Origin of the sequence: Lactobacillus equicursoris DSM 19284 = JCM 14600 = CIP 110162 (genome assembly GCF_001434815.1) — a bacterium.
GTDB lineage: Bacteria > Bacillota > Bacilli > Lactobacillales > Lactobacillaceae > Lactobacillus > Lactobacillus equicursoris.
Window position 1 is genome coordinate 1 of record NZ_AZDU01000051.1, and the last position, 10,809, is coordinate 10,809.

The 10,809-nt window shown below is 45.8% G+C and carries 8 protein-coding genes, 5 tRNA genes and 1 pseudogene; 13 read left to right on the top strand and 1 reads right to left on the bottom strand.

The features are described 5' to 3' along the window. Positions 1-65 precede the first annotated feature (65 nt). From FC20_RS08145 to FC20_RS10765, 10 genes are all read left to right on the top strand, one after another. Positions 66-137 (top strand) — tRNA-Gly (locus FC20_RS08145). A gap of 33 nt (positions 138-170) precedes the next feature. Further along, positions 171-244, top strand: a tRNA-Arg gene (locus FC20_RS08150). 3 nt (positions 245-247) lie between these two features. Next, positions 248-320: transfer RNA gene (locus FC20_RS08155), tRNA-Val, on the top strand. A 4-nt stretch (positions 321-324) separates the two neighbouring features. Then, positions 325-396, top strand: a tRNA-Glu gene (locus FC20_RS08160). A 26-nt stretch (positions 397-422) separates the two neighbouring features. Then, a tRNA-Asp gene (locus FC20_RS08165) sits at positions 423-496 on the top strand. A 133-nt stretch (positions 497-629) separates the two neighbouring features. Further along, a complete protein-coding gene (locus tag FC20_RS08170; protein ID WP_008461842.1) occupies positions 630-1,004 on the top strand; it encodes a GntR family transcriptional regulator in 375 nt (124 codons plus the stop codon). Then, entirely contained in the window at positions 991-1,896 is a 906-nt protein-coding gene (locus FC20_RS08175; protein WP_008461843.1) for an ABC transporter ATP-binding protein, read from the top strand. The genes FC20_RS08170 and FC20_RS08175 overlap by 14 nt, the downstream gene beginning before the upstream one ends. Continuing rightward, the gene (locus tag FC20_RS08180) at positions 1,868-3,640 is read left to right on the top strand and encodes a DUF6449 domain-containing protein (protein WP_236697652.1); all 1,773 of its coding nucleotides are present in this window, start codon (positions 1,868-1,870) and stop codon (positions 3,638-3,640) included. Before FC20_RS08175 ends, FC20_RS08180 begins: the two co-directional genes overlap by 29 nt. A gap of 94 nt (positions 3,641-3,734) precedes the next feature. Beyond that, on the top strand, positions 3,735-5,117 hold the full coding sequence (locus FC20_RS08185; RefSeq protein WP_008461847.1) for an amino acid permease: 1,383 nt from the start codon (positions 3,735-3,737) through the stop codon (positions 5,115-5,117). 171 nt (positions 5,118-5,288) lie between these two features. Continuing rightward, complete coding sequence (locus FC20_RS10765; protein ID WP_008461849.1) at positions 5,289-5,471, top strand: hypothetical protein; 183 nt, start codon at positions 5,289-5,291, stop codon at positions 5,469-5,471. A gap of 270 nt (positions 5,472-5,741) precedes the next feature. Here FC20_RS10765 and FC20_RS08195 read toward each other — a convergent pair whose 3' ends face one another. Beyond that, positions 5,742-7,214, bottom strand: a complete 1,473-nt coding sequence (locus tag FC20_RS08195) for a RepB family plasmid replication initiator protein (RefSeq protein WP_008461850.1) — start codon at positions 7,212-7,214, stop codon at positions 5,742-5,744. A 617-nt stretch (positions 7,215-7,831) separates the two neighbouring features. Here FC20_RS08195 and FC20_RS08200 point away from each other — a divergent pair. From FC20_RS08200 to FC20_RS08210, 3 genes and pseudogenes are all read left to right on the top strand, one after another. Further along, positions 7,832-9,187, top strand: a pseudogene (locus tag FC20_RS08200) (aldehyde dehydrogenase family protein); the annotation flags it as partial. Positions 9,188-9,307: 120 nt separating this feature from the next. Further along, positions 9,308-10,180, top strand: coding sequence for a sensor domain-containing diguanylate cyclase (locus FC20_RS08205; protein WP_008461855.1), 873 nt, complete (start codon positions 9,308-9,310; stop codon positions 10,178-10,180). Positions 10,181-10,247: 67 nt separating this feature from the next. Then, positions 10,248-10,751 carry an ECF transporter S component gene (locus tag FC20_RS08210; protein ID WP_008461857.1) on the top strand — a complete coding sequence of 168 codons (504 nt, stop codon included), beginning with the start codon at positions 10,248-10,250 and terminating at the stop codon, positions 10,749-10,751. Positions 10,752-10,809 lie beyond the last annotated feature (58 nt).

Genomic DNA, 10,809 nt, shown 5'->3' on the forward strand with positions numbered 1-10,809 from the left:
ACTGCCTGCGAGGATAGGAAGCTGCCGCGCTAAGTTGCCAGACTGTTAAGCCTGGCTTTTATCTTGCGGAAGTAGTTCAGTGGTAGAACATCACCTTGCCATGGTGGGGGTCGCGGGTTCGAATCCCGTCTTCCGCTTTAGCAGCAATGCTAAAGAATTAAATACAATATGCACCCATAGCGCAACTGGATAGAGTGTTTGACTACGAATCAAAAGGTTGTAGGTTCGACTCCTACTGGGTGCATATGGAGGATTAGCTCAGCTGGGAGAGCATCTGCCTTACAAGCAGGAGGTCATAGGTTCGAGCCCTATATCCTCCATCTCGGCCCGTTGGTCAAGTGGTTAAGACACCGCCCTTTCACGGCGGTAACATGAGTTCAAATCTCGTACGGGTCATCGCCTTAGGGCACAATTAAATAGTTGGTCCATTGGAGCAGTGGTCTATCTCGCCTCCCTGTCACGGAGGAGATCGCGGGTTCAAATCCCGCATGGACCGTAACGAAAGCAGACGTAAGTCTGCTTTTTTGTTTTTCGTTTTTCGATATTCTTTTTGCTAGCTGCTTGCTTTTCCGTTTAAACTGTATTAGAATCTATAGTACAGTATGAACAGACCGGAAGGGAGGAGCGCTGTGGATTTTATTGATTACTTGGACAGTCGGCCGATCTATGAGCAGATTGCCAGTCGTTATAAGCAGCTGATCTTGACTGGGGTTTTGTCGCCTAATGAAAAGCTGCCATCGGTGCGCAAATTAGCCATGGAGCTATCGACTAATCCAAACACCGTCCAGAAGGCTTATGCCATGCTGGAAAGAGAGGGCTATTTATACAGCGTCAAGGGCCGAGGCAATTTTGTCAGAGAAAACGACTCTTTGATCGACCAAAAGAAAGATGAGCTGAAGGGGAAAATGAAAGAGTTAATTAAAGAGATCCAGGACTTAGGCCTGGACCCGCAGGAACTGTTTACTGCGGCCTTGGAGGAGGCTGAAGAAGATGATCGAGATTGATTCTTTAAACAAAAATTATGGCAAAGTTGCGGCCATCAAGGGTCTAAACTTGACGATCGAGGAGGATCGGGTTTTTGGCTTGATTGGGACCAACGGTGCCGGGAAGAGTACGCTCTTGCGGATGCTATCAGGGATCTTGAAGGCTGATACCGGGACGATCCTGATTGACGGTCAGCCAGTTTACGATAATCCCGCTGCTAAAAGCAACCTTTGCTTCATTGCTGATGATCCGTATTTCTTTCCTAACGCCAATCCGATGACGATGGCCAAGTACTACCAGACCATTTATCCAAAATTTGAGATGGATCGGTTTAAGACGCTTTTAGCTGACTTTGGCCTTGATCCCAAGCGCCGCATCAGTGAATTTTCTAAGGGCATGAAGCGGCAATTGGCCATCCTGTTAGGCTTATGTGCCAATACTAAGTATTTGCTCTTAGACGAGGTTTTTGACGGTCTGGACCCAGTCATGCGGCAGAGCATGAAGAGTCTGTTTGCTGAAGACATGGACCGCCGGCAGCTGACGACGATTATTGCGTCTCACAACTTGCGGGAACTGGAAGACATCTGTGATCACATTGGCTTTTTGCATAGCGGTGGCCTTTTGTTATCAGAAGACCTGGCCGACATGAAGCTGGAAATTCAAAAATTGCAGTGTGTCTTTAAGAATGATGACGATTTGGCAGAAGTCATGGAAAAATTGCACGTGGTTGACCATACGACGCGCGGTCGCCTCCATACCTTTGTGGTCCGCGGCGAGCGCAGCGAGGTCGAAGCTGTCTTTGATCATGTGCCAATGACCTTCTTTGAAGTCTTGCCATTGACCCTGGAAGAAATCTTTATTGCAGAAGCGGAGGCGGTAGGTTATGACACCAGAAAACTCATCCTTAAGTAAATTGTCGCAAATAGAAATAACCAAGCGCCGTAAGCTGCCGATTGCGATCATGCTGGTTGTTTTGGCCATCACTTACGTTTTTATTCCGATTTTATTCTTTTTGAATGATCCCGATGAAGCTGTTTCGGTCAAGAACTACCTGGCCTACTTCACCAATGAGAATGCGGTGATTAGTTTTGTTATTGGTCTAATTGGCGTCTATTTTGCAGCTTCAACTTTCCATTACCTGCACGTTCCAAGACAGGTTGACTTTTACGAAAGTCAGCCAATTACCAGAAAGAGCCGCTTTAACAGCTTAGTGCTCAATAACCTGGTGTCTTTTGTAGTTCCTTACGTAATCTTTGTCTTTTTGGGCTTGGTGATCACGGCAACTACGGGTGTTAACCTAATTGCCAATGGTCAGGTTTGGGGATCCACATTAGCCTACGTTGTGGTCTTTACTGCCTTTTATGCAATTACCAGCTTAGCGATGCTGGTTACTGGCAATACGGCGATTGCCATGCTCGGGACGATCTTTTTTGTCACTCTGGAATGGATCATCATGCTGGTGGTTAATTCCTTTTATTCCGAGTTTACTTTTACTGGAGGCAGTACAGCTCATACCTGGACGGCCTTTACCAATCCCTGGTCTCAGTGCTTTAGTTCTGGTTCCCAGCCAAGTTACCGCGGAATTGCGGTGAACTTGCTGATTACGCTTGTCTACTTGCTATTAGCATACTATGCATACCAGCACCGGAAGAATGAACTGGCTGGAACCGCCATTATCTATGAATGGATCAAGCGGGCCGTAAAGGTTGTTGTGGTACTTTTAGCAAGTACGATTGGGGCTGTGATGGTTTACTCCATGACCAACAACTCCGTAATTGGCGGTGTACTCGGTGCAATTATCGTTGGCTTCTTGATGGCATTTATCTTGGAGATTATCTTTAAGTTTGACATCATTGCCTGGAAGAATCACTTTGCTGAGAGTGCGATTTTGGTTGTACTTGGGATTGGGGTCTTCCTTGGTCTTAGATATGGTGGTCACCAGTATGATACCTGGGTGCCTAGTGAAGATCAGCTTGCTAGCGTGGCCCTAGCTACTTCTGAGGGCAGCTATTCAAATTATTACCTGGGAAATAAAGAGACCGATGCTGAAAGCTACGCTAAAGTCTACATGAAGCTGTCAGCAAGCAGTCAGCTTTTAGCCTTGGCTAAAAAAAGTGCAGAAAACACCATTGTTGAACGCAATGATTACGATAGCTATCACTCAGGAAGTGAAATGCTGTCTTTCATCTACCGGCTAAAAAATGGGAAGACCCGGGTGCGCAGCTATTATGTTAAGCGCAGCGATTTAAAGACTTACTTTGAAGGGGTCAGCCAAACTGCTGCCTTTAAGAAGGGCTTTTTCCCAATCTACCATGATGCGGCAATCCAAAATAATCTTGACAGCGTAACCTTTAGCTACAGAAATGGTGAGCAAACTATTCAGCGACAAAATGGCCAGCTCTACCAAGAATTTAAGCAGGCCTACCTAACCGACCTGAAGCAATGGGACTACAATTTGGCATCGACCAAGAAGCCAATTGGCCAGGTAGATGTTTCTTGGCAGCAAAATGGCAAAAAGCGCAAAGTTTCTTACCCAGTCTATGCCAGCTACACGAAGACGGTTTCCTTCTTAAAGAAAAATAAGCTATATAGTTCAAAGGCTTTAAGTGTAAATAAGCAAAATCCGATTGAATTCTATCTAAATCAAGACTACTAATTGAGATTTCCTTAAAAGGCTTTACTTTTGCCTCTATTTAAATTATTATGAAAATAATGATAAGCTCATAGTCTTTTAATTTGAGGAGGCAGATATGGCTAAGGAAGTTGAAAACGCAGACGGCACGGTCCGTTCTTTGTCAAACCGCCATGTACAGATGATTGCCATTGGTGGGACGATCGGCACCGGGCTGTTTCTGGGTGCCGGCAGCACTATTTCCGCTACCGGTCCTTCGGTGATTTTTGTATATGCTTTCATGGGACTCTTTTTCTTCTTCATGTTGAGAGCCCTGGGGGAAATGTTTTACGCTGACCCTGACCACCATACTTTCGTGTCGTTCATCACTAAGTATTTGGGCAATGCGGCCGGCAACTTTGCCGGTTGGTCTTATTGGATCGGGATCCTCTTTGCCTGCATGGCGGAATTGACTGCGGTGGGGACTTACTTCCAGTACTGGTTCCCGCATGCGCCTTTATGGCTGGTTGAGGTCTGCTTTTTGGCAGGCTTGACCTTACTAAACTTGACAGCGGCGCGGCTTTTTGGCGAAACAGAATTCTGGTTTGCCATGATTAAGATTATCGCCATTATTTCCATGATCTTAACTGGGCTTTACCTGGTAATGATTCATGCCAAAACGCCTGTCGGCTATGCTTCCTTATCCAACTTTACCAAAAACTTTTCTTTGACTCCTAAAGGCCCATACGCCTTTTTCTCAGCTTTCCCAATGGTCTTCTTCTCCTTTGCCGGGATCGAGTTCGTAACGATCACGATTGGGGAAGCCAAAAACCCGCATATGGTCATTAAAAAGACTGTTAATGAAACCTTGCTGAGAATCTTGCTCTTTTATATTGGAACCTTGTCAGTGATCATGTGCGTGGTCCCATGGAAGTCCGTGTCTGCTAACAGCAGTCCCTTCGTCCAGGTCTTCCAGCTGGCCGGCTTTACCACAGCGGCGTCGGTCTTGAACTTTGTGGTTTTGACTAGTGCTGCCTCATCGCTTAACTCCGGTATTTTCTCAGCTGGTCGCCACTTCTTCCAGCTAGCTGAAGAAGCTGGTAAAAATTCTAAGCTGAAGAAGACTTTTGCCAAGATTTCCCCTAACGGGGTGCCGGCTCGGGGGATTATGATCTCGGTTCTCTTCATCTTGATTGCGCCGCTATTGAGCTTCTCGAATACGGCGGGCCAAGCCTTCAACATGGTGGCCGGGGCAACCAGTGACATCTACATTTTGGTTTATGTCCTTTCTTTGGTTGCTCACCGCAAGTACCGGCAGTCAAACGACTTCTTGGCTAATGGCTTTATGATGCCGGCTTACGAAATCATGAGTCCTTTGACGATTCTGTTCTTTGTGGCCATCTTCTTTAGCCTCTTCTTTATACCAGCTGACCTCTTTGGCGCTACGCTAGCCAGCGCTTGGGCGATTGGCTTCGGGGGCTTTTGCTACTTCCATGAAAAGCGCAAGCAGGCTAATGCCTAATAATCTATGAAGAGAAAATCTAATTAGTTCAGAAATAGCCTTAAACTGGGAACAGTTTAAGGCTGTTTTTTGGCACTTGCTTTCAAATTCCGAATGAAATTCTTGACAAGGGAATTTTATCCGAGTATATTAGATAGATATTAAAAATTAGAAAGCTTAAAAGGTGACTCAATGACTTTTAACAAAATGCTGGTCTTGCTCTTTCAGCCGTCTTATGGGGTAGAGCTCTACGGGACCAAGCACGTCTTGTTTGGGAGTGGCTGGCTGATCTTGATTTTTGCGATTTTATTGGTGGCCTTGATGGTTTTCTTGTGGAAGCTGGACGGAGGCCGTTTCTACAACCCATTTAGATAATAAGCTGCGGCCTAGTTGGCCGCGGCTTTTTTGGTTGGGGGGCGGGGCCCCGCGATCTCGTTGGCCAAAGCCGTTTTAACGGTGCGATGCCCCCTGGAAACGTAGCCATGGGCTTTTTGGAGCGAGCATGCCCCCTGAGAACGTAGCCATGGACTTTTTTTGGCAAGTCATGCCCCCTGGAAACGTAGCCATGGACTTTTTTGGAGCGAGCATGCCCCCTGGAAACGTAGCTATGGACTTTTTTGGAGCAAGGTGTGTCTCCGAAACCAGCTAGTCAAAGCGCATAGGAGAGAAATAGAATTCAATTTCAGAAATTTGGTTGGACTTCCCCTTCTTAGTGACTTTATACCTAAGATCGCTAAAAAATGGTGATAATTGTCGCAGAGCTAACTCGATTTTTCTTTTAACAACATCAGAATTTCTATCTAATGGTGAAATCCCTAAAAGATACCGTAATTCTTGAAAAGAAGTCTGATAGCTTCCCGCATCTGAATATTGTGTAAACGTTCTAAACAAAGTTTTGGCAGTATTTGTACTGAGCTGTCTAAAAATATGGTAGTCCCAATGCGTAAAATAGTCATTTGAATAGTTAAACAGATAGACTTTGCTTCTTTTTGCCTTAATTGTTAGTTTTCCAGATTCATAATTTACCTTTTGGAAAAGGCCGGTTTTGCGCATAAAAGCCACTAGGCTGTAAAGTGATTTATCTAATTTAGAATTATCCTTACCTCTGTAGCCTGCTGCTTTCCGTAGATCCTTTCTGATCAATGTAAGCTCACGGTCCTTCTGATCGTAAAGTCTTCCAATAATCAACCAGAAGAAATCTTGCTGTTTATTATTTAGTCCCGTAAGTGCAATATCATTCAGCTTAACGTGATAGCTAACGATCTGCTCAACAGGGACCCGCCACTTGAGTGCTAGCTTGATTCTTTGGAATAAATCAGGATTATGGATAAAACAAACATTATCTGAGTAGGTTCTTTTATCTGGAAGGCAACTATTTCGAATTCTTAGGTTGATTTGGCCAATCTGACTTGGTGTAAAAAGTGCGTGTTCAGATTCGTTGCTAATCATTAGGTTTAGGTATTTGATAGTAGTTGCTTTGGCGCCAGCATTTTCCAGGTCGCTATTATTGATAAGCCTAAAATTATCAACTCCTAGACGATTAACGATTACGATGATTGTCTTGATCATTTTTGGCTTAATGCTAATTCCAGGTTGTAAAGTCTCTAGGATTGCTTCCTTGTGAAAGGCAAGTTGATTGCCGATATCTGGACCTAGCTGACTAAGGTCAAAAAGGTTTCCTTTAATAGTTCTGGTCTTAACTTCAATGCAATAAATTCCAGTTTCAGTAATTAACAAATTATCAATCTGGTTATCATGAAAAGTGTCATATTGTCCATATTGATAGGGCAATAGTACGTTATTTAATATGATTTTGTTAGGGGATGCTAGTTGTCTTACTTCATTATCGACTAGCCGTTCTCCGGCATCACCTGCTAATAGATATTCGGTTTGCTTCATCTGCGAATCAGATAAAACCGGTATCTGAGACTGGTGCTGAAGATTATATTGAATGTACGTATCATTAATTTGGCGGATACTAATCAAGTTATTTCCTGAAAGCTGCTTTAAACAGTCATAACTTGGATCGAGTAGCTGTTCAATTTTTCTGGCTGATTGAATTGTCGTTTCGTTGTTAACATGTTTTGAAGTAAACCATGGATTGAAGATGGTGTTCATAAAATTAACCTCCTACTGGTTATTACACCGAAAATGCCAAAAATTTTTTAGGAAATCGCATTCTTAAGAAAAAAGTAAATATTATTTATTAACATCTCCATGGAAGCCGCATCAGAGTAGAATCTATCGTAAAACTATCATAATTAACAGTTTTGAGAGAGTGTAAAAAGTCCATGGCTACGTCTCCAGGGGGGCTGGACCAGTCCCAAAAAGTCCATGGCTACGTCTTCAGGGGGTCTCGATCAGTCCAAAAAGTCCGTGGCTACGTCTCCAGGGGGCTGGACCAGTCCCAAAAAGTCCATGGCTACGTCTCCAGGGGGGCACCAATGGCTCGAAAAAGTGAAGCTCACAACAAAATAAGCAATTAAAGCCTGACCACAAACTGGTCAGGCTTTAATTTTTGCGACAGTAAGCGTAATCTTTTGGAAAATAACAAAAAACGGCGAAAGTTATCAGCTTCACAAATATGGAAAAAGACACCGGTTACATTGGCGATTCACCCGAAAAAAGGCCATTTGTGCACAAAAATTAAAGGGAAATTAGGGGGTTTCTTTTTCTAAAAATGCTAATATAGTAGTAATTGAGAAATATATCACAAAGATTAGGAGACGAGAATCATGCCAGAGAATGCCGAAACGGAAGCTGAAATCTACAAAAATGTTGACACCTTAGTAAATAAATCACATGAAGCCTTGAACAAGATGGCCGACTTTACCCAAGAACAAGTTGACTACCTTTGCCAAGTGATCGCCAAGGTTGGTGAAGAAAATGCGCGTTCTTTGGCAGAAATGGCTGTCGAAGAAACCGGCCGAGGCAAGGTCGAAGACAAGGTCACCAAGAACATCTACGCTTCCAAGACCATCTGGGAAAGCATGAAGGACATGAAGACCGTTGGTGTCGTTGACGAAGAAGAAAAAGAGGGTCTGATCAAGATCGCTGAACCAATCGGTGTCATCGCCGGGGTTACCCCAGTCACCAACCCAACTTCTACCGTCATCTTCAAGGCCATGATCGCCATGAAGAGCAAAAATACCATCATCTTCGGCTTCCACCCGCAAGCCCAAAAGTGCTGCGTGGCTACGGCCAAGCTGATCAAGGAAGCCACCGTTAAGGCCGGCGCGCCCGACAACTGGATCCAGTGGATCGAACACCCTAGCCTGACGGCCACTACGGCTTTGATGAACAACCCAAAGGTGCAAATGGTTTTGGCAACGGGCGGCCCAGGCATGGTCAAGGCAGCTTACTCAACTGGCAAGCCAGCCTTAGGCGTAGGCCCAGGCAACGGTCCTTCATACATCGAAAAGAGTGCCGACATCAAGGAAGCCGTTAACGACATCGTTTTGTCCAAGACATTTGACAATGGGATGATCTGCGCTTCAGAAAACTCCGTCGTGGTTGACCAAGACATTTATGATGAAGTTAAGGATGAATTTAAAAAGCGCCACTGCTACTTCTTAAAGCCTGACGAAATCAAGCTCTTTGAAGAGCACTTCATCGACCCGCGCCGAGGCACGGTTGCTGGCCCAATTGCCGGCAAGAGCGCTGTCACGATCGCCAAGATGTGCGGCGTAGAAGTCCCAGCCGACACCCAAGTGATCGTCGCTGAATACCAAGGCGTGGGTAAGAACTACCCATTGTCTGCTGAAAAGTTGTCACCAGTCTTCACCCTCTACAAGGCCCAAAACGCAGCTGATGCCTTCAAGATCTGCACGGAACTGCTGAACTACGGCGGCCGCGGTCACACGGCTGGCATCCACACCAAAAACGACAAGGTCATCCGCAAGTTTGCCTTTGCCATGTCAGCTTGCCGGATCCTGGTCAACAGCCCAGCTGCCTTAGGCGGGATCGGTGGCCTTTACAACAACATGATGCCATCTCTGACTTTGGGGACGGGCTCATACGGCGCCAACTCCGTATCTCACAACATTACGGCCAAGGACCTCTTGAACATCAAGACGGTCGCCTTGAGAAGACAGCCAGATTTAGCTTAACTTTTTTAAAAAAGGAAACTCAATATTCCTCTAAAGCAGAGCCATGTGCTCTGCTTTTTCATGCTAAAATGATGGTAGATCAAGAAAGAGGAGGGGCTGGCGATGAGCCTTGAACCATGGAAAAATGACCCCAATTTTACCCAATCAGAATTGTGGCAGGCTGTGTTTGCTTCTAAAAATCTTGGCGTCTTTTGGAAAGACTGCGATCGCCGCTTTTTAGGGGTCAATGACTACTTTTTAAGCTACTATGATCTGGAGTTGGCCGATGTTTTAGGCAAAACCGATGAGGAGATGGGCTGGAATGAGCAAGTCGATCGCTTCAAGAATATCGAGGAAAAAGTACTAGAAGATGGTCAAGGGCAGATCACTTGGGGGACGACGGTGGCTCGCGGCAAGTCTCGCACCATTATTGCCTACAAAGAAGCTATCTACCGGGAGAGGCAGATTGTGGGCCTCTTGGGCTTTTTCAGCGACGTCAGCCAGCAGCAAGACCGCTTGGACGAGCTGTCGAAAGAGGCGCGCAGGGATTCCTTGACCATGCTGAAAAATCGCTGGGCCTTGGAGCAAGCCGACTTGACTGGGCAAGAACTGATCTTGATGATCGTCGACATCGATTACTTCAAGCAGGTCAACGATACTTACGGTCACCAGGCCGGGGATGAAGCTTTGAAGCTGGTGGCGGAAGCCTTGAAGCAGGAATTCGGCGACCAGTACTGCTACCGCTATGGCGGGGATGAATTTTTAGTAGTGGGGCCAGTTTCTCAAAAAGACCTCCGAGAAAAATTTCAAGCAGTACAAAAAGCCTTACAGGACAGACAGATTTTTGGCAAGAAAGTCCCGCTGAGCCTGTCCGGCGGCTATGTCCAGGCTGTGCCGCAAAACGAGCAAGACCTCGACGCCATGCTGCAGCGGGCCGACCAGTACCTCTACCAGAGCAAGGAGCAAGGCCGCAAGCGCTTGATTGGTGAAAATTAATCTTTTTTGAAAAAATGATAAAACAGTGATAGAATGGGAATTACTAAAGTTAGGGAGGTAAAAATCAATGTCAAAAGCTTGGACGATTAAAAGAACTGTAGTAGTTGCCGTATTGATGGCAATGAACGTGGCGCTTTCGTCTTTTAGTATTCCTGTTCCGGGCGGCCACCTCTACTTCAACGACGTGGTAATCGTGGCGGCTGCCTTGCTCTTGTCGCCATCTGAGGCCTTCGTGGTCGGGGGCGTGGGGGCCTTCTTGGGCGATGCCCTCTTTTACCCGGCACCGATGTTTGTCAGCCTTTTTTCTCACGGCTTAGAAGCCATGATCATTTCTTACGTGGCCCACAAGTTCCCGGAAGACCGGGTAAAAACCATCTTGGGCATTGTCTTGGGCGCTGCCGTCATGGTGACGGGCTACACCCTTGGCCGGGCCTTCATCTATGCGACCCCGGCCGTTTCCTTGATCAAGTTTCCGTTTGAATGCTTGCAAGCCGGCGTAGGCGCAGTCTTAGGCTACGTGCTGGTCTTCAAGTGCGGCATTGAGCAGCAGTTTGAGCGCAAGCTGCGCTAATCGTTAAAAAATAATAGTCACCAAAAAGAGCAATGTCATTAAGTTAAGACATTGACTT